This window comes from Rhizobium etli CFN 42, assembly GCF_000092045.1.
Taxonomy (GTDB): domain Bacteria; phylum Pseudomonadota; class Alphaproteobacteria; order Rhizobiales; family Rhizobiaceae; genus Rhizobium; species Rhizobium etli.
In genome coordinates this window covers 1,262,584-1,280,870 of record NC_007761.1, presented here as the reverse complement: position 1 = coordinate 1,280,870, position 18,287 = coordinate 1,262,584, and the positions used below count along the sequence as shown (strand labels likewise).

Genomic DNA, 18,287 nt, shown 5'->3' with positions numbered 1-18,287 from the left:
GGCCGGCACGGCACAACAGCTGAGAAGAAGGAAATGCCAATTTACATCGCCCTCCTCCGCGCTGTGAACGTCGGCGGCACTGGTGCCTTGCCGATGGCTGAACTCAAGACGATCTGCGAAGGCCTCGGCTTCACGGATGTGAAAACCTACATCCAGAGCGGCAACGTGCTTTTCCGTTCGGACGAATCCGAAAAAACGGTGGAGGAAAGGCTCGGCGCGGCGCTCGGGCAGAAGATGGGCAAGCGGCCGGGGGTGATGGTGCGCAGCCGCAAGGAACTCGATGCGATTGCCGGGAACGCGCCCTTTCCCGATGCCAAGCCGAATTTTTTGCTCGTCTATTTCCTGCCCGAAAAGCCGCCCGCCGATGCACTCGATAAAATGGTGGCGCCCGATGGCGAGGAAGCGAAGCTCGCGGCTCGCGAAATCTATGTGCACTATCCCAATGGTTCCGGCCGCTCGAAGCTGAAGCTGCCGGCGCTGAAGCCGGGGACCTCGCGCAATCTCAATACCGTGCGCAAGCTTGCAGAAATGGCCGCGGCAATGGAAGCCTGAGAACAAGGATCAAGACCAACTGCCCGCGCAGAATCTGATTCAGGCGAGGCGGTCCAAGTCCTTGTTTGCATGCATGTCGTGTCAGCCGCCGGCGACATCCTTCTTCCGTTTCGGCTTATAGCCGCTGATCTCCTCGCCGGCGGTCGGCGAGAAGCGCAGGTTCCAGATCGTCGCGGTGATCGAGATGAGGGTGACGACGACGAAGGCGGTGGAGAAATCACCGAGCGTCGGCGTCTCGACATCGTTGAAGGCCATGGAACCGTGCAGCGCCAAGGCGCCGATGCAGATGCCGAGCGACAGCATCAGCTGCTGAAAAGTGGTGTAGAAGCTGGTGGCCGAGCTCATCCGCTCCTTGTCGATCTCGTCATAGGCAATGGTGTTGTAGGCGGTGAACTGGAACGACAGGAAGAAGGCGCTGAGCACCAGCACGATGAAGATCAGCGGCATCGGCCAGTCCGGCCGGAAGGCGGCGCAGAGGCCGTAGCCGACCGTGCCGAGAATGCCGTTGAGGACAAGGCTGCGGCGGAAGCCGAGCCGGCTGAAGACGAACCGCGCCATCGGTTTCATCGCGAGGGCGCCGAGCGCGGTGGCGATGACGATCTGGCCGGCCGCGGCGGCCGACAGGCCGAAGCCAATCTGGAAGAGAAGCGGCAGCAGGAAGGGCTGGGCGCCCTGGGTGATGCGCGTCAACGAACCGGCGATGACCGAAGTGCCGAAGCTCGGCACCGTCATCAGCGAGAAATCCATGATCGGCGACGGGTGCCGGCGGGCGTGGCTCAAATAGGCGATGCCGAAGATGAGGCCGAGGGCGATCAGAAAGATCGAAAAGGCGCCCTCGCCTTCATGGCTCGACATTTCGAAGCCGAAGAGCAGCGAGCCGAGCGAAATGCCGGAGAGGATGAAGCCGATCGTATCGAAGGGGCCGACCGCCTTGCCTTTCACCTCGTCGATATAGATCGAGACGAAGATCATGCCGATGATGCCGATCGGCACGTTGACATAGAAGATCCAGCGCCAGTCGAGATAGGTGACGATGAAGCCGCCGAGCGGCGGGCCGACAATGGGGCCGATCAGCGCCGGCACCAGCAGCCACGACATGGCACTGACCATGTCCTTGCGGGCGACGCTGCGCATCAGCACCAGCCGGCCGACCGGCATCATCATCGCCCCGCCCAGGCCTTGCAGCAGCCGCGCCAGCACCAGGAAGGGCAGTGTCGGCGCCAGCGCGCAGAGGATGGAGCCGATGACGAAGACGGCGATAGCGGCGCGAAAGACCGTGCGGGAGCCGAAACTGTCGGCCATCCGGCCGCTCGCCGGAATGAAGATCGCCAGGCTGAGGAGATAGGAGGTGAGCGCAATCGACATGGCCGGGGCGCTGACCGCAAAATCGCGCGCCATGGTCGGCAGCGCGGTCGCCAGAACCGTCGCATCGATATTTTCCATCAGCATCGCACTCGCGACGATCATCGCGATCACCCGGAAATTGGGCGCGGCGCGCCGAACAATCGGCGCCTGGTAAATCTGATCCGACATCGTCCGGGATCACTCGCGGTGGCGCGGCGGAGCACACGAGGCTGCAAGGCCGCGGGGGATGACATGGCGTAATGCCAAGGGGAGACGATCTGCTATACGCCTGCGATCATGGCGGCGCTATGCCCTTTATGGCAAAGCAGCTTTGACGAGAGGGAAAAGCAGATCACAATTCCTTGCATTGGCCGGTGCTGCGTGAAGAGCTTTATTCGGCTTGCGCCACGGGCCACCCAGCCCTACCTATCAATCATGACCTCCGCTCTCGAGAAAAACCGGCCCGGTGCGGCCTTTGCCTTCGACAACAGCTATGCCGGCCTGCCGCAGCGCTTCTTTGCGCCGCAAGCGCCGACACCGGTGGCCGAGCCGTGGCTGATCAAGCTCAACGAGCCGCTGGCGGAAGAGCTCGGGCTCGACGTCGAGGTGCTGCGGCGCGACGGCGCAGCGATCTTTTCCGGCAACCTCGTTCCCGAGGGAGCCTTGCCGCTGGCCATGGCTTATGCAGGGCACCAGTTCGGCGGCTTTTCGCCAGTGCTCGGCGATGGGCGGGCGATCCTGCTCGGCGAGGTCGTCGGCCGCAACGGCAAGCGCTACGATATTCAGCTGAAAGGCGCCGGGCAGACACCGTTTTCCCGCCGCGGCGACGGGCGGGCAGCGCTCGGGCCGGTGCTGCGGGAATATATCATCAGCGAGGCGATGTTCGCGCTCGGCATCCCCGCAACGCGGGCGCTGGCGGCCGTGACGACAGGCGAGCCGGTCTATCGCGAAGAAGTGCTGCCAGGCGCCGTCTTCACCCGCGTGGCGGCAAGCCATATCAGGGTCGGCACCTTCCAGTTCTTTGCGGCAAGAGGCGATGCCGAAGGCGTGCGGGCTCTGGCCGACTATGTGATCGATCGGCACTATCCGGAACTGAAGGAAGCGGAAAACCCCTATGCCGCGCTGTTCGAAGCCGTCTCGGAGCGTCAGGCGGCGCTGATTGCCCGCTGGCTGCACATCGGCTTCATCCACGGCGTCATGAACACGGACAATATGACCGTCTCCGGCGAGACGATCGATTTCGGCCCCTGCGCCTTCATGGACATCTACAATCCCTCCACCGTCTTCTCGTCGATCGACCACCATGGGCGCTATGCCTATGCCAATCAGCCGGCAATCGGCCAATGGAACCTCGCACGGCTCGGCGAAACGCTGCTGCCGCTGATCGATGCCGACCAGGACAGCGCCGTCGACAAGGCGAATGCCGTGATCCGCGCCTATGGCGAACGGTTTCAGGCGCATTGGCTGAAGGGCATGCGAGCCAAGATCGGGCTTGAGGGCGAAGAGGATGGTGATCTCGAGCTGGTGCAGGCGTTGCTGGCGCTGATGCAGGCGCAAGGCGCCGATTTCACGCTGACCTTCCGGCGGCTGTCGGATCTCGCGGGCGATGACGCGGCGGAGCCTGGATTCGCGACGAGCTTCCGGGAGCCGGATAGCTCTGGCGAATGGCTGGCGCGGTGGCGGGGGAGACTGTCACGCGATCCGCAAACGGCCGCCGGCCGTGCCGCGGCGATGCGCAGCGTCAATCCGGTCTTCATCCCGCGCAACCACCGGGTCGAACAGGCCATCGAGGCTGCGGTCGAAAGCGCCGATTTCTCGCTGTTCGAGGCGCTCCTGAAAGTCCTCGCCAAGCCCTATGAGGACCAGCCGAGCTTTGCGGCCTATATGGAACCGCCGAAGCCGAACGAGCGAGTGCTGCAGACCTTCTGCGGAACGTAACTGACGGTTATCTGCGCGCCGCGATCATCGGCCCGCATCGGCGGGAAAGTCCGATTCTGTACATCAGCACGTGACGGCAGCCTGCGGCAAACGCGGCGGTTGAAAGCTCTCTCCCTTGCGCTACCTGCCTGATCGGCGGGGATCTTCCGCCGTTCCTCCACCCCGGCTAAACCTCGCGGGAGACAGCCTTATGGCGATCGTCATCACCTCCATCCTCTTCATCATCATCGGGCTTGCGCTCGGTGGCGGCGGGCTCTGGCTCGTCACGCTCGGCGGCAGCGTCTTCTATCTGTTCGCCGGGCTGATGTTCCTCATCACCGCCGGCTTGCTGCTGATGCGCAAGGCGGTGGCGCTCTGGGTCTATGCGGTTCTTGTGGTCGCAGCCCTCGGCTGGGCGGTATGGGAGGTGGGCTTCGACTGGTGGCAGCTCGGCCCGCGCGGCGGCGTCATCATCCTGCTCGGGCTCTGGCTGCTGACGCCGTGGATCCGCGGGCCGCTCGGCTTTCGAAGCCCCACGGGCATAACCTACGGCGCCAATCCCTGGCCACTCGGCGTGCCCGTCATTCTCGCCATCCTGGTCGCCCTCTACTCGATGACGACGGACCCCCACGATCTGGCCGGCGAGCTGCCGAAGGATCAGGTCGCCGCCAGCCCCGCCTTCGGCGGCAGCGTTCCGGATGGCGAATGGCACCAGTATGGCCGCACGCCCTTCGGCCAGCGCTACTCGCCGCTCGACCAGATCACCGCGGAGAACGTCTCCACCCTCAAGGAGGTGTGGCGATACCAGACCGGCGACGTCAAGCGGCCGGAGGATATCAGCGAAACGACCTATCAGGTGACGCCGCTGAAGGTGAAGGACACGCTCTATCTCTGCACGCCGCATAACTGGGCGATTGCGCTCGACGCCAAGACGGGCAAGGAGAAATGGAAATACGACTCGAACTCCGGAATGAATCCGAACCGACAGCATCAGACCTGCCGCGGCGTCACCTATTATGCCGATCCTGATGTCGCCGCCGGCCAGCCCTGCGCCGAACGCGTCTATCTGCCGACTTCGGACGCCCGGCTGATCGCGCTCGATGCGGCCGACGGCAAGGTGTGCACCGGCTTTGCCGATCAGGGCGTGCTGCATCTGGAAACCGGCATGCGCTTCAACCCGGCCGGCTACTATTATTCCACCTCGCCGCCGGTCGCGGTGGCCGGCAAGATCATCATCGGGGGGGCGGTGAACGACAATTATTCCACCGAGGAGCAATCCGGCGTCATCCGCGCCTTCGACATCAAGACCGGCGCGCTGCTGTGGAACTGGGATTCCGGCAACCCCGATGTGACGACGCCGCTTGCCGGCGGCCAGACCTATACGACCAACTCGCCGAACAGCTGGTCGGTCTTCAGCGTCGACGAAGCGCTTGGCATGGTCTACATCCCGCTCGGCAACCAGGTTCCCGATCAGATCGGCATCGGCCGCAGCGACAATGTCGAGAAATTCTCCTCCTCGATCGTCGCTCTCGACATCGCCAGCGGGCAGCTGCGCTGGGTGCGCCAGACGGTGCATCACGACCTCTGGGACATGGACGTGCCGGCGCAGCCGGCGCTCATCGACCTGACCAAGCCTGACGGCAGCGTGGTTCCCGCCCTCGTCGGCCCGACAAAGCAGGGCGATCTCTATGTGCTCGACCGGCGCAGCGGCGAGCCGATCGTCCCGGTCAAGGAAATCGCAGCGCCCGGCGGCGCGGTCTCGGGCGATCACACCGCGCCGACGCAACCCATCTCCGACCTCACCTTCTCGCCGGAGCCACTCAAGGAAAAGGACATGTGGGGCGTGTCGCTGTTCGACCAGCTCCTCTGCCGCATCGATTTCCACCGCTATCGCTATGAGGGCCGCTACACGCCGCCGTCGCTTCAAGGGACGATTGTCTATCCCGGTAATTTCGGCACCTTCAACTGGGGCTCGGTGGCAGTGGATCCGGAGCGGCAGATCATGTTCGGCATGCCGACCTATCTCGCCTTCACCTCGCGCCTTGTGCCGGCCGCCGACATTCCGCCGCGAGGCCAGGACGAAAAAGGCAGCGAACAGGGGCTCAACCGCAATGACGGCGCCCCCTACGGCGTCTTCATGGGTCCCTTTCTCGGGCCGATGCAGATCCCCTGCCAGGCGCCGCCATGGGGCTATGTCGCCGGCGTCGATCTGCGCACCGGCAAGATCGCCTATATGCACAAGAACGGCACGGTGCACGACATGACGCCGCTGCCGCTGCCCTTCAAGGTCGGCGTGCCCGGCATCGGCGGGCCGATGCTGACCAAAGGCGGCGTCGCCTTCCTGGGCGCTGCGGTCGACAACTACCTGCGCGCCTATGATGTGACGAACGGACGGGAGCTTTGGCGGGCGCGGCTTCCGGCCGGCGGCCAGGCGACGCCGATGACCTATACGACCGACGACAACAAGCAATATGTCGTCATGGTCGCCGGCGGCCACGGCTCGGTCGGCACCAAGCCCGGCGACTATGTCATCGCCTATACGCTGCCGTGATGGCGAGGTCTCCTTCGCCGCATGCCTACTCCGGCAATCCCGCCATACGAAGAGCCTCAATATAGCGGCTGCGGTCCTCCGGACGCCGGAACGGTGGTAGAATGTCGGCAAGATTCGAGAGCCGGAGCGCCGGGTCCAGCAGGCGGAGGCGCGTGATCGTTTCCTCTGCTTCCGCCCTATGACCGGCCATCGCGTGGCCCGCCGCCATCACCCGCATAGCGCTCGGGTAGTTCGGCTGGTGGCGCAGGGATTTCGCCGCCCAGACGGCGGCGTCCTCGTAACGACCGGCGCAGAAGTGAGCCAGGCCGGTGTTGAACTGCCAGGCAAACAGGCGCGGATCCAAGGGGCTCAGCCGCATGGCGAGGGCAGCATGTTCGACTGCCTTGTCCGGTTCGCCCAGGCAGGCTCGCACCCAACTGCTGACGCCGAGGGCAGCGGCCAGGTTCGGGTTGAGAAAGAGCGCGCGGTCGATGCAGGCCGCACTCTCATCGAGGTCGCCACCGACATAACCGAGCACATATCCCCCGTAGGAGAGCGCGACTGCATCGTCCCAGCCGAGTTCGACGGCTCTTCTCGCCAGTCGGGTCGCGTCGGCAATTTCGGTGGCCGGATCGACCATCCAGCCATTGCTCTTTCGGGTCGCGTAGCATCGCGCCGCCCGGGCGTGGGCGATGGCGAAATCCCGATCGCGCTCGATCGCCTTCATGAACAGCCGCAGGGCCTCGTCGACGACCGATCTGTTGGTCACGGTCCGGTCGAAGGCCGCCAGCCCACGGAGATAATAGTCATAGGCGTCGAGGCTCTCTGTCGGCTTGCGTTTGGCGCGCTCGATCTCTGCCTCCTCGACTTTCGGCGTTATTGCGCCGACGATACTCGATGCGACCTGATCCTGCAGATCGAACAGGTTCGCCAGCGTCCCGTCGAAACGGTCTGCCCAGAGATGCGCGCCGGTCGAGGTGTCGATGAGTTGTCCGGCGATACGAAGCCGGTCACCCGCGCGGCGCACGCTCCCCTCGACCACATAGTCGACGTCCAGCTCGCGCCCGACCCGCTTTATGTCAACGGCCTGCCCCTTATAGGTGAAGCTCGAATTGCGCGCGATGACGTAGAGGTGGCGGAACTGCGCGAGTGCGATGGTGATATCCTCCACGATGCCATCGGCAAAATATTCCTGTTCCAGGTCGCCACTCAAATTCTGAAAGGGCAGCACCGCAAGCGATGGCCGATCATGATGTTTCCTCGGAGCGGAGAAGGCCTGCGGCTGCGGCTCGACTGCGGGCGCGGCGGCCCGCGGATCACCGGGTCGCTGCCGCGGTTGCAGCGTGGCGGCCAGGGACGACGTCTCAGCTTCGGGTTCGACACCCAGATGCTTCTTCAGGAGAGCCCGGCAGGTTTCGAACTGGCGCAAGGCCATGTTCTCATGGCCGCGGAGAGTGTGAATCCGCATCAGCGCCCTGTGGGCGGTCTCCGCCGTAGGGTCGGAGGCGAGAAGTCTCTCGGCAAGGCCTTCACAGGGCAATTCTTCCGCGGAGCCTGGTTCCAAGAGGGCAAGGCTCAACCGTTCCACGAGCTGCAGCGCCTTGCGCTGATATGTGCTCCGGTAGGGCGCGAACCACTCACCCAACTCATCCGGAATGGACTGGCCTTCGAGCAGCTCGCCGCGGTAGAGATCGGCTGCGAAGGCGAGATCTGCGCTCGAGCCCGTCACCAGCTTCCGCTCGAAGAGTGAAATGTCGGCTTCACCAGGAGCGAAAATCAGCGCCACGGTCTCCTGGTCCCCATCGATATAGACGTTGGCATCACTGCTTGCCGGGAACAACCGCCTGATATCGACCAGCGCCTGCCGCAAACTACTGCGGGCCTGCTCATTACTTCGTCCCGGCCAGAAGGTTTCGGAAAGCACCTCCCGGCGACAGCCGCGGCGGCCTGCCAACGCCAGGGCAGCAAACAGCAGCAACGTCTTGCGCGTGGCGAAGCGGACTTGCCCACCTTCTCCGGAAGTAGCCTCGAGACCGCCTAGCAACCTGATGCGCATAGAAAGCCCCCCGCTTTGGACCGCCGCTGACAGAATAGCATTGGGGAAGGCGGATTTAACACCGATTTAGCGGCGGCTTATCGAAGTTTTCTTCCCCGTTCACGCTCAGCCGGACAGGCGGAAAACGCTCGCATGGCAGATTTCCACCCGCACATCACCAAAGTGGGAGATCGGAAAATGGCTCATACGGAAACACAGACCATCGTCAGCGCGCCATCAAGCCGGGTGCCTGGCCCCATGAACATCATCGCAAACCTGTTCGCTGGCCTGCAGGGATGGCGACGGGCGGTCGTGAGCCGGCGACGACTGGCCGAGCTGTCACCCGATCAGCTGAGAGACATCGGTCACCCGGAGGCCAATCGGCCCGTGCTCGAAATCAAACCGGGTCTGATCACGAACTTGATGTCGATGCGGTAATCGATTGCTTCTGGAGTGATTTCCGGCGTCACACCATCTCGGTGATCATCTTGCCGACTTCGGCAAAGATCGAGTTGAGATCCTTCACCGACGCGGTCGCCTCGGCGATATAGACGGCCGCGACGATCGGACCGCGGTCGGGCGGCCAGATGACGGCGATGTCGCCGAGAGAGCCGTTCTGGCCGGTGCCGGTCTTGTCGCCGACCTTCCAATCCTGAGGCAGGCCGGCCCGCAGCCGCTCCTTGCCTGTGGTGCTTGCCACCAACCAGGCAATCAGCCTGTCCGAGGAGGCTTCAGTCAGCACCGAGCCGAGGGTCAGGTTGCCGAGCGTGTCGAGCATCGCATCCGGGCTGGTCGTGTCGCGCGGGTCGTCCTTTCGGCCTTCGTTCAGCGTCGGTTCGGTGCGGTCGAGACGGGTCGTGCCGTCGCCGATCGAGCGCAGCCAGTCGGTAAGCCCGGCCGGGCCGCCGAAGCTTTCGAGCAGCAGGTTGCCGGCCGTGTTGTCGCTGACCGTCACCGCCGCCTCGCAGAGTTCGGCGATCGTCATGCCATCGGCGCCCGCGTGTTTTTCGCTGAGCGGCGAATGGTCGACAAGTTTGTCCCTGCCATAGGTCACCCGCCGCTCGAGATTTTCCTCACCCTTGTCGACGCGGGCCAGCACGAAGCCGGCGGCCAGCGCCTTGAAGGTGCTGCACATCGGAAAGGCCTCGCTGCCGCGATAGCCGAAGGAGATACTGGTCTGGGTGTCGAGCACGGAAACGCCGAGGCGTCCGCCGGTGCGTTTTTCCAGTTCGGCCAGGCGGCGCTCGACATTGTCGTCGCCCTCCTCGCTCTTGTCCTGGGCAGCGACGGGAAGCGTAAGGGCAGGCAGGCACAATGCCGAGCCGATCAGCATGCGGCGGGTAAGACTGATATCCATGACATCCTCCGGCGAGTCGGAGAACAGAGCTAAGGCGCGATTGCGGCGGCATCTCGTCATAGGCGGTGACTAAGCCGCCGACGAAGCGGCATTGTTGTCGGCTGTCAAGCTGCGCGCGTCACCTCGACCGTCACATGCGACAATTCCGTCAGAGCCGACAGCCTGCGCTTGTAAAATGCCGGCTCGCGCGGCTCGGAGGCCAAGACGGCGACGATCGCGGCGTGATGGCCCGGGCCGACCTGCCAGACATGCAGATCGGTGATCCGGTCTTCCTCGGTCTCGATCGCCTCGCGAATATCGGCCGGCAGCGTCTCGCCTTTCGGCACGACATCGAGAAGGACGCCGCCCGAAGATTTCATCAGGCTCCAGGACCAGTTGGCGATGACCAGGCCACCGACGATGCCCATGATCGGATCGAGCCAAAGCCAGCCGTAAAGGCTGCCAAGCGTCAGCGCCGCGATGGCCAGCACGGAGGTCAGCGCGTCGGCAACGACATGCAGATAGGCAGCGCGGATATTGTTGTCGCCAGACTTTGGGTGTTGATCCTTGGCGTGTTGATCGTGGGCGTGTTGATCGTGGTGGTGATCATGGATGTGGTCGCCATGATCGTGATGGCCATGGTGATGGTGGTGATGATGCGCGTGATGGCCGTGCGCATGGTGGCCGCCGCCGGCAAGCAGCCAGGCGCTGGCGAGGTTGACGGCAAGACCGATCACCGCAACGGCGATCGCCTGGGCAAAACCGATCGGCACCGGATTCGAAAGGCGCAGCCAGCTTTCCCAAGCCATCAGCAGCGCGATCAGGGCAAGGATGATGGCGCTGGCGAAACCCGCGAGATCGCCGAGCTTGCCGGTGCCGAAGGTGAAGCGTGGGTTGCGCGCCTGCTTGCGGGCGAAGAGATAGGCGAGCGCCGAAATCAACAGCGCGCTGGCGTGGGTGGACATGTGCCAGCCATCAGCTACCAGGGCCATGGAGCCGTAGATCGTCCCGGCGGCGATTTCAGCCACCATCATCACCGCGGTCAGGCCGATCACCAGCCAGATCCGCAGCTCATTGCGCTGATGATCGGCGCCGAGGAAGACATGATCGTGTTCGAGGGCGGTCATTTGGGCTTTCCCGATCCCGGCATTCATTCCAGGCTCCTTCTCTCATCAGCGGATATAGGTTCGCAACACTTCCGAAATTTCCTCGACCGCCTCGCCCCTTGCGGCGGCGTCAGCGGCATTCAGCACATGCTCGCGCAGATGATCGTCAAGTACCTCGCCGGTCAGACCGGTCAACGCGCCGCGGATCGAGGCCAGCAATTGCAGGATTTCGCCGCAGGGGCGTTCGGCCTCGAGCGCCCGCTCCACCGCCTCCATCTGCCCCTTCAGGCGGCTGATGCGGGCGATGAGCTTCTTTTTCTGCAGGGTGGTATGGGACATGATCGGCCTTTTATAACATAGGGGGGTATCCTATCAAGCGTGCCCGCCAACATCAATGACCGTGACAGCGTCGTGAGCGCTACTCTCCAATGCCATTGACAAATGCCCGGTTTGCGGCGATTGATGCGCCATGATCAAAAACGCGCACCAGAGCCGCTCGTATTTTTGGCTGTACCTGTAAAGGGCGGCCCGACAGATCATATTGTCAACAAGCCGCCGTCAGGCGGCTTTGTTGTATCGGCAGCGTCCTGACGGCAGATTATCAAGGACGCGAAGACCATGACCGAAATCGAAGACAGCGAAATTTCACTGATGCGCCCATTGGTGGTGACGATTCGCACCGCCAAGCCGCGCGATCTGCCCGAGCTCAACGAGATGATCGCTCTGCTTGCCGCTCACCACGGCGATGCGGCCGCTACGACGCCAGAACAATTGGAGCGCGACCTGTTCGGCCCGCTGCCCTGGATTACCGCGCTTGTGGCCGAGACCGGCGAAGGGCTGATCGGATACGCCATTCTCGTGCCGCTCTACAGGGCGCAGGAAGGCAAACGCGGCATGGACCTGCACCATCTCTTCGTGCGCGACGGCCATCGCGGCCACGGCACCGGGCAGTTGCTCGTCGACCGGGCCCGCGAGACGGCGCGCAACGCAGGTTGCTGCTACCTCTCCGTCAGCGCCGCGACCGGCAACGTGCTCGCCCACCGCTTCTACGAACAGATGGATTTCATCCCGCGTCCCGTGACCGGCATGCGCTACATGCAGTCGATTTCATAATGCGGGCATCACAATCTTTCAGCTTGCCTTGACCCGACTTTCAAGCCTTTGTTTTCATAAGGAGCCTCCGTGTCTGATTTCAAACTCCATTGCTTCGCTCTCTCGGGGAACTGCTACAAGGTTGCGCTCTTCTTCGCGCTTGCCGGCATCGAGTGGGACAGTATTTTCGTTGATTATCTGGGCGGCGAAACGCGAACCGAGCAATGGCGAGAAACCGTAAACGAACAGGGCGAGGCGCCTGTGCTCGAACATGGACAAACAAAGATCAGCCAATCGGGGGTCATCCTGGATTATCTGTCGGAGGTGACCGGGCGCTTTGGGGCGCAGACGGCCGCAGAACGGCGCGACGTCATGAGGTGGATCCTTTTCGACAACCATAAATTCACGAGCTATTACGCGACGCTGAGGTTCATTTACGGCCTCCAGAAGAGCGGCGAGACACCGGTCGTCGAGTTTTTGAGACTGAGGGCCAAAGCTGCCTATGCCGTTGTCGACGAACACCTGACAGGCCGGGCCTTCATGGTCGGCGAGCGGCTGACGATCGCAGACCTCTCTTTGGCAGGGTATGTCTTCATGCCGGAGGACACCGGGATCGAGCACAGCGCTTATCCGGCCATCGCAGCCTGGAAAGACCGGATCAGCAACATGCCCGGCTGGCGCCATCCCTATGATCTCATGCCGGGTCCCACCTCCGTGTGACAGGGGAGATCTGCCGACGGTGCCAAGCAGTCAGACGACGGCTTTCTAACGCCCCGGCACTGCTTTCAGATAGGCAGCGATCGCCTCGCGGTCGGCGGCCGGCAAGCGGGCGATGTTCCGCTGGACATCGACCATCGAACCACCGACGGAATCGAAATCGGGCGTGAAGCCGGTTTCGAGGTAGTTGGCGATATCCGCCTCGCTCCAGCCGCCGATGCTCTTCGAAGCCGGGGTGATATCGGGTATGCGCCCCTTCCCCTCCGGGTTAGGAGCACCGGCGAGCCACTGATCGGCCTGGAAGCCGCCGAGCGCATTGCGCGGCGTGTGGCACTCGCCGCAATGGCCGGGGCCTTCGACGAGATATTGCCCGCGCTTGATCTTGTCGTCGCTCCTGGCGAGCGCGACGCGCGGCTGGTCGTTGAAATAGAGGAATTTCCAGCCGCCGAGCGCAAGCCGGATGTTGTAGGGGAACGGCAACTCATGCGGGGGCGTGACGTTGGCGCTCTTCGGCAGCGTCTTCAGGAAGGCGAAGAGATCGTTGACGTCCTTGTCGCTCATGCGGGAATAGGAGCCATAGGGAAAAGACGGGTAGAGATGTTCTCCGCCCGGGCCGACGCCGCGCTTCATTGCATTGCCGAACTGGACCAGTGTCCAGGCGCCGATGCCGGCCTTTTCATCCGGCGAAATGTTCGGCACGTGGAAAGTGCCGAAAGGGCTCTTCAGGGCCAGACCGCCCGACAGCGTCAGCCTGGCATCGCCTTCGGAGCCGGGCGCTGAATGACAGCTGACGCAGCCGCCCGCCCAGAAGACCGTCTCACCGTTTGCAAGGTCCGGCACGCCCAGACCGGCCCAATGACTCTCCGGCAGCGGATCGGGTACGGTAACGAGGTAGAAGGCGCCGCCGCCGAGAACGGCGACGCCGATCAGACAGAGCAGTAACCGGATGAACCTGCGGGCCATGCGCCGCCTCCCCTCTTGCCGACGTTACCGCCGTCGATCCCACATCAGGCAATCCGCGCCAGTTGAAATTGCTCAGGCCGGCCTATCACTCCTTGATACGATAAGCCTTATGACAGCCGCCACAATTGGCGCCCAGCGTATTGACCGTGGCACCGACGGCGGCGGCATCGGACGGAAGCTGAGCGAGCGCGGTTTCGGCGTCAGTGGAGAGCTTTGCGGCGCGCGCCTTGAAGTCGTCCATGTTTTCCCAGACCTTCGGGCTGACCTCGGGATCGTTCCTATCGCTGCCCGGCTTGAACTGATCGGGGAAAACCTTGGCCGTTGCGGCGATCGTCGTCAGCGCCGACTTTACCGTCTCGGCATCATAGGGCTTCTCGCCCTTGGCGATGGCGGCCATGGCGCCTGCCGAACCGCCGATCTTCTTCATCAGCGCAATGCGCGAATCATGGGTGCCATCGGCGGCGGTCACGGAACCGAAGGCTATTCCTGCCATCGCTGCGGCGGCAGCTACTGCTTTCCAATTCATATGTTCCTCTCCAATTTTCTGAAGGCCAAGGCGGCCGCTGGCCAATCTGCACCGGGAGCATGACAAAATCCATGCGTCGAGGTGGTCACGTTTTGCCGGAGGCACATAAAAACAATGTGATAAACAGGGCGGGCCAGTGTCAGACAGGCCGCCGACACTACCGAACGAAAACAAGGGCGCGGTTGCCTTTCCCAAGGCGGCGCGGACTTACGACGATAGCCTAGAGCGCGCGTCATGATCGACATTGGACGAGCTAGCCTTAGAGGCATTTGCTCGCACACCACAATTGGAATCGACCATATAGCAGCCCGGCACGACAATCCGGTCGCCCGCGCGGTATCTACGCCATTTCGCATCGCACGCGGAGAAGCTTCAAATATTCGTAGCAGTATAAAAGTCAAACGGCACAATGTGCTGCGAAACGGTCTGTGATCGGTTGGTGTCGAGAGCCTGCGCCATTGCCCGCACCAGGGTCTCTCCCAGCAGCTTTGCCGGGTGAGACAGGACGACCCTGATTAGCCCCTCAGCAAGACCGGCTCTGGTTTCGTTGGTGAGTTCGTGTGCTACGACCACCAGGCGTTTGGCTGCCGGCTCGCCATCTTCCCGCAGGGCTCGCATCACACCGGTGATGCCGCCACCGGCAACGTAGAGTCCGACCCAATTGGGCTCAGTCTGCAGAAGGCGTCGCGTCGCCTCATAGGCTATTTCGGGCTCTTCAAGCGTTGCAACCGTCTCCAGCATCTGGAAGCCCGGCGCACTCTCCCGGAAATATGATCGAAAGCCCATCTCATTCAGCTCTTGGGCGAGATATCGGTGACTCCCGACGAAGACGGAAACCTTGCCGCCGTCGCTATTCAGCCCGGCGATGAACCAGGCGGCCGTGCGGCCCTTTTTGATGCAGTCGTTGCCGACATAGGCTGCGCGGGAGGCGGTGGAAATATCGGAAATCATGGTCACAACGGGAATGTTCTCTGCTGCAAGACCATCGACGGCGTGGTTCACCTGCGGGTGGTCAGAGGTGATCATTCCGATGACGTCGGCTTCGCGACTGAGAGCGTAGATCGCCTCGGCAGCCTTATCGGGGGCAAGATCGTCCATGAATCTAACGATGGCCCTGCCATGGGCGTCGGGAAATGCTTCCGTCGCCGCAACGAGAATGTCACTCCACATTTGATAAAGCTTGCGGTGAGACTGCTTGAGAAGAAAACCGAATTTGATCACCGGCTTGTCGTGCTCGAGTCGGCGAGCGATGGCCGTCACCCCATGAAAGCCGATCTGCCGGGCGGCGTTCAGAACCCGCTCGGCCGTCTGCGGGCGCACCGGATCGCGACCGTTCAGGACGCGATCGACCGTTGAAATGCTCACATTCGCGGCCTTTGCCAAGTCAGGGATCGTTGGGCGAGACATACCAAACCTTTCAAAACTTGATGTTATTTATGAGAGTTTTTGGGAGAAAAATCCAGCTGTTCGTTGACAGTTTGCAGAATTTTCGCGATTTCATCTTCCAGCAAAAGCCAGTTTGGCGGGAGAGCTTGGGAGAGCTCTCTCATCTGGAGGAAATACTCTCATGTCTGCGACCTTGCAAAGGGTGGCGCCGCTTTCGGGCGGCGAAGGCCATCGCACGCCTATAGATAGCGGAGCCGGCTTCGTTCTTGAAATGCGCTCAATCACCAAGGCCTTCCCCGGTGTTCTCGCGCTCGATGGCATGAGCCTGAAGGTTCGTGCAGGCACCGTCCATGTTCTCGTCGGGGAGAATGGCGCGGGCAAGTCGACGCTCATGAAGATTCTAAGCGGCATCTACGCGATCGACGGCGGAGAGATCCTTTTCAGAGGCGAAAAGCTCGACCATCAGAGCGCCGCAGCCGCGCTGGAGCGAGGGATCTCGATGATCCATCAGGAACTCAGCCCGGTGCTAGACATGACTATCGCCGAAAACATCTTTCTCGGCCGCGAACCCACTTATAGCAGGACGGGCGTTTTGTCCCGGTTCGTCGATTTCGATCGCATGAACTCAGATACGCAGACGCTGCTCGATCGTTTGGGTCTGAAATACAGCCCCCAAACCAAGATGCGAGATCTGTCCATCGCCACGATGCAGCTCATCGAAATTGTCAAGGCGATTTCTCGTGAGGCCTCCCTCATCATCATGGACGAACCGACGTCGGCGATCAGCGACACCGAAGTTGCGATGCTCTTCAGGCAGATCGCAGACCTGAAAGCAGCAGGCGTCGCGATCATCTACATCACCCACAAGATGGACGAGATCTTCCAGATTGCCGACGACATCACGGTGATGCGTGATGGCCAGTTCGTCGCTGCCGCCCCGGCGAGCGAATACGAGCCGGCAAAGCTGATTTCCCAGATGGTGGGACGCACGATCTCCAGCATCTTTCCGAAAGAAGAAGTGCCGATCGGCGACATCGTTCTTTCCGTCGAGAACCTCTCTCGTGACGGCGTTTTCGACAATGTCGGCTTCGAGGTGCGTGCCGGCGAAATCGTTGGCCTTTCCGGCCTGATCGGCGCCGGGCGGACGGAGGTAGCCCGGGTGATCTTCGGCTTGGACGCGGCGGACGCGGGCGTCGTCCGCCTGAATGGAAAGCCGCTAAAGCTCACGTCGCCTAAGGATGCCATTGCCAACGGCATCGCCATGGTCTCGGAAGATCGAAAGGCGGAAGGTCTGGTGCTTTGCCGGTCCGTCGGCGAGAACATCTCGCTCGCGAACCTTAAGAAGTTCGCCTCCGGCATTTTCATCAGCGAGCGGCAGGAAGAGACAGCTTCCCAGCGCATGATCAAGATGCTCCAGATCAAGACGCCCGATACGGCAATGATCGTGGAGAACCTCAGCGGCGGCAATCAACAGAAAATCGTTCTCGCCAAGTGGCTGCTGGGTGATCTGAAGCTGCTCATTCTCGATGAACCCACACGAGGCATCGACGTCGGGTCGAAATCCGAAATTCACAGACTGATGACCGAGTTCGCTCGTCAGGGGCTCGCGATCATCATGATCTCATCCGAACTGCCCGAGATCCTCGGCATGAGTGACCGCGTGGTGGTGATGAGCGAAGGCCGGGTCACCGGCGAACTAACAAGAGCCGAGGCCACGCAGGAAAACATCATGCGCCTCGCCACGGGAGGACACTGATGAGTATTGAACGCGCAGACGCGGCGGTGAAACGAGAAGGCCAGGTGATTTCAGGCTCTCGGAACATGAGCTTTTCCCAGATCTACCGCAAATACGGTACAATCCTGATCTTCGTCGGTATCTGCGTCCTTGCCTCGATCCTGAGCCCGACGTTTCTGACAGAAGCCAACCTCACTAACGTGCTGCGTCAGGTCGTCGTGGTGAGCCTCCTTGCCTGCGGCGTTACTTTCATCATCATTCTGGGGCACATCGACGTCTCACTGGGATCTGTTCTCGCGCTCTGTGGTGTCATCGCCGCTAGTGTGATGGCCATGACCGGCAGCGTCATCCTCGCGGTCGTCGCCGGCGTAGCAGTCGGCATGGTGACCGGCATCATCAATGGCTTCGTCATCACCTTCTTCCGCATCCCGTCATTCATCATGACATTGGCGATGACGACGGTGGCACGCGGCACGGTGCTGCTTTACACGGGCGGTTCGCCGGTGACAGGACTGGGCGACTTCAAGGTGATCGGCCAGGGCTCGCTTGGCCCGGTACCGATTTCCGTGATCGTTCTCGCGGTCGTTGTCGTCTTATCCTGGACTCTTCTCAACAAGACCAAGTTCGGGCGATACGTCTATGCGGTCGGCGGCAATGAGCGTGCCGCTCGCGCTTCCGGCATCAACCCTGACAGCATCGTCGTGAAGGCTTTCATCTTCAACGGTATCCTGTGCGCCGTCGCAGGCATCGTCCTCATGTCACGCATCAATTCCGGCCAGCCGGCCGGCGGCGTCGGCTACGAGTTCGATGCAATTACCGCGGTGGTCGTCGGCGGTACCAGCCTGATGGGCGGCACCGGAACCATCACCGGCACAATCATCGGCTCGATGATCATCGGCGTCATCAACAACATGCTCAATCTCATGAATGTCAGCTCCTACTGGCAGCAGATCATCAAGGGGCTGATCATCGCGATCGCCGTGATCCTCGATGTCTGGACCAAGTCTGCCCGCAACAAAAAGAAGGCATGACCGATGTTCTTCGGCGG

The 18,287-nt window shown here is 62.1% G+C and carries 16 protein-coding genes; 8 read left to right on the top strand and 8 right to left on the bottom strand.

Annotation, left to right across the window (positions count from 1 at the left end):
• Positions 1-33: 33 nt before the first annotated feature.
• Entirely contained in the window at positions 34-552 is a 519-nt protein-coding gene (locus tag RHE_RS06280) for a DUF1697 domain-containing protein (protein ID WP_011424564.1), read from the top strand.
• An 81-nt stretch (positions 553-633) separates the two neighbouring features.
• Here the strand turns inward: RHE_RS06280 and RHE_RS06275 are convergent, their stop codons facing one another.
• Positions 634-2,085, bottom strand: coding sequence for an MFS transporter (locus tag RHE_RS06275; RefSeq protein ID WP_042118132.1), 1,452 nt, complete (start codon positions 2,083-2,085; stop codon positions 634-636).
• 246 nt (positions 2,086-2,331) lie between these two features.
• Between RHE_RS06275 and RHE_RS06270 the strand changes: the two genes are divergently transcribed.
• Together RHE_RS06270 and RHE_RS06265 are read left to right on the top strand one after the other, a co-directional pair.
• Positions 2,332-3,834 (top strand): protein adenylyltransferase SelO, encoded by a 1,503-nt coding sequence (locus tag RHE_RS06270; RefSeq protein WP_042119210.1) that lies wholly within the window; start codon positions 2,332-2,334, stop codon positions 3,832-3,834.
• Positions 3,835-4,024: 190 nt separating this feature from the next.
• Positions 4,025-6,364 carry a glucose/quinate/shikimate family membrane-bound PQQ-dependent dehydrogenase gene (locus tag RHE_RS06265; protein ID WP_011424561.1) on the top strand — a complete coding sequence of 780 codons (2,340 nt, stop codon included), beginning with the start codon at positions 4,025-4,027 and terminating at the stop codon, positions 6,362-6,364.
• A gap of 25 nt (positions 6,365-6,389) precedes the next feature.
• On the opposite strand, the gene RHE_RS06260 is transcribed toward RHE_RS06265, so the two are convergent.
• Complete coding sequence (locus RHE_RS06260) at positions 6,390-8,399, bottom strand: BTAD domain-containing putative transcriptional regulator (RefSeq protein ID WP_011424560.1); 2,010 nt, start codon at positions 8,397-8,399, stop codon at positions 6,390-6,392.
• 177 nt (positions 8,400-8,576) lie between these two features.
• Between RHE_RS06260 and RHE_RS06255 the strand changes: the two genes are divergently transcribed.
• A complete protein-coding gene (locus RHE_RS06255; RefSeq protein ID WP_042119207.1) occupies positions 8,577-8,816 on the top strand; it encodes a DUF1127 domain-containing protein in 240 nt (79 codons plus the stop codon).
• A gap of 28 nt (positions 8,817-8,844) precedes the next feature.
• On the opposite strand, the gene bla is transcribed toward RHE_RS06255, so the two are convergent.
• From bla to dmeR, 3 genes are all read right to left on the bottom strand, one after another.
• Complete coding sequence (gene bla / locus RHE_RS06250; protein WP_011424559.1) at positions 8,845-9,735, bottom strand: class A beta-lactamase; 891 nt, start codon at positions 9,733-9,735, stop codon at positions 8,845-8,847.
• A gap of 104 nt (positions 9,736-9,839) precedes the next feature.
• Complete coding sequence (dmeF, locus tag RHE_RS06245) at positions 9,840-10,868, bottom strand: CDF family Co(II)/Ni(II) efflux transporter DmeF (RefSeq protein ID WP_011424558.1); 1,029 nt, start codon at positions 10,866-10,868, stop codon at positions 9,840-9,842.
• Positions 10,869-10,886: 18 nt separating this feature from the next.
• A complete protein-coding gene (gene dmeR / locus RHE_RS06240) occupies positions 10,887-11,159 on the bottom strand; it encodes a Ni(II)/Co(II)-sensing transcriptional repressor DmeR (RefSeq protein WP_011424557.1) in 273 nt (90 codons plus the stop codon).
• Between the two features lie 279 nt (positions 11,160-11,438).
• Here dmeR and RHE_RS06235 point away from each other — a divergent pair, with 279 nt between their 5' ends.
• Positions 11,439-11,933, top strand: coding sequence for a GNAT family N-acetyltransferase (locus tag RHE_RS06235; protein WP_011424556.1), 495 nt, complete (start codon positions 11,439-11,441; stop codon positions 11,931-11,933).
• Between the two features lie 69 nt (positions 11,934-12,002).
• Positions 12,003-12,632, top strand: coding sequence for a glutathione S-transferase family protein (locus RHE_RS06230; RefSeq protein WP_011424555.1), 630 nt, complete (start codon positions 12,003-12,005; stop codon positions 12,630-12,632).
• Positions 12,633-12,677: 45 nt separating this feature from the next.
• Here RHE_RS06230 and RHE_RS06225 read toward each other — a convergent pair whose 3' ends face one another.
• The 3 genes from RHE_RS06225 to RHE_RS06215 all read right to left on the bottom strand — a co-directional run bounded on the left by RHE_RS06225 (position 12,678) and on the right by RHE_RS06215 (position 15,525).
• A complete protein-coding gene (locus RHE_RS06225; protein WP_011424554.1) occupies positions 12,678-13,592 on the bottom strand; it encodes a cytochrome c in 915 nt (304 codons plus the stop codon).
• A gap of 85 nt (positions 13,593-13,677) precedes the next feature.
• Positions 13,678-14,118 (bottom strand): c-type cytochrome, encoded by a 441-nt coding sequence (locus RHE_RS06220; protein WP_011424553.1) that lies wholly within the window; start codon positions 14,116-14,118, stop codon positions 13,678-13,680.
• Between the two features lie 372 nt (positions 14,119-14,490).
• A complete protein-coding gene (locus RHE_RS06215) occupies positions 14,491-15,525 on the bottom strand; it encodes a substrate-binding domain-containing protein (RefSeq protein WP_042118128.1) in 1,035 nt (344 codons plus the stop codon).
• A gap of 160 nt (positions 15,526-15,685) precedes the next feature.
• On the opposite strand from RHE_RS06215, the gene RHE_RS06210 reads away from it, so the two are divergent.
• Both RHE_RS06210 and RHE_RS06205 read left to right on the top strand, forming a co-directional pair.
• Positions 15,686-17,260: a sugar ABC transporter ATP-binding protein gene (locus RHE_RS06210; protein ID WP_011424551.1), complete on the top strand. Its 1,575-nt coding sequence runs from the start codon at positions 15,686-15,688 to the stop codon at positions 17,258-17,260.
• A complete protein-coding gene (locus RHE_RS06205) occupies positions 17,260-18,270 on the top strand; it encodes an ABC transporter permease (RefSeq protein WP_011424550.1) in 1,011 nt (336 codons plus the stop codon). The genes RHE_RS06210 and RHE_RS06205 overlap by 1 nt, the downstream gene beginning before the upstream one ends.
• Positions 18,271-18,287: the final 17 nt, after the last annotated feature.

Bases quoted from the DNA above. Each gene is read 5' to 3' on its own strand.
- RHE_RS06265 (WP_011424561.1), top strand. From the start codon at position 4,025: ATGGCGATCGTCATCACCTCCATCCTCTTCATCATCATCGGGCTTGCG.
- RHE_RS06205 (WP_011424550.1), top strand. From the start codon at position 17,260: ATGAGTATTGAACGCGCAGACGCGGCGGTGAAACGAGAAGGCCAGGTG.
- RHE_RS06215 (WP_042118128.1), bottom strand. From the start codon at position 15,525: ATGTCTCGCCCAACGATCCCTGACTTGGCAAAGGCCGCGAATGTGAGC.
- bla (WP_011424559.1), bottom strand. From the start codon at position 9,735: ATGGATATCAGTCTTACCCGCCGCATGCTGATCGGCTCGGCATTGTGC.
- RHE_RS06270 (WP_042119210.1), top strand. From the start codon at position 2,332: ATGACCTCCGCTCTCGAGAAAAACCGGCCCGGTGCGGCCTTTGCCTTC.
- RHE_RS06210 (WP_011424551.1), top strand. From the start codon at position 15,686: ATGTCTGCGACCTTGCAAAGGGTGGCGCCGCTTTCGGGCGGCGAAGGC.
- RHE_RS06235 (WP_011424556.1), top strand. From the start codon at position 11,439: ATGACCGAAATCGAAGACAGCGAAATTTCACTGATGCGCCCATTGGTG.
- RHE_RS06275 (WP_042118132.1), bottom strand. From the start codon at position 2,085: ATGTCGGATCAGATTTACCAGGCGCCGATTGTTCGGCGCGCCGCGCCC.
- RHE_RS06255 (WP_042119207.1), top strand. From the start codon at position 8,577: ATGGCTCATACGGAAACACAGACCATCGTCAGCGCGCCATCAAGCCGG.
- dmeR (WP_011424557.1), bottom strand. From the start codon at position 11,159: ATGTCCCATACCACCCTGCAGAAAAAGAAGCTCATCGCCCGCATCAGC.
- RHE_RS06225 (WP_011424554.1), bottom strand. From the start codon at position 13,592: ATGGCCCGCAGGTTCATCCGGTTACTGCTCTGTCTGATCGGCGTCGCC.
- RHE_RS06220 (WP_011424553.1), bottom strand. From the start codon at position 14,118: ATGAATTGGAAAGCAGTAGCTGCCGCCGCAGCGATGGCAGGAATAGCC.
- RHE_RS06260 (WP_011424560.1), bottom strand. From the start codon at position 8,399: ATGCGCATCAGGTTGCTAGGCGGTCTCGAGGCTACTTCCGGAGAAGGT.
- dmeF (WP_011424558.1), bottom strand. From the start codon at position 10,868: ATGAATGCCGGGATCGGGAAAGCCCAAATGACCGCCCTCGAACACGAT.
- RHE_RS06280 (WP_011424564.1), top strand. From the start codon at position 34: ATGCCAATTTACATCGCCCTCCTCCGCGCTGTGAACGTCGGCGGCACT.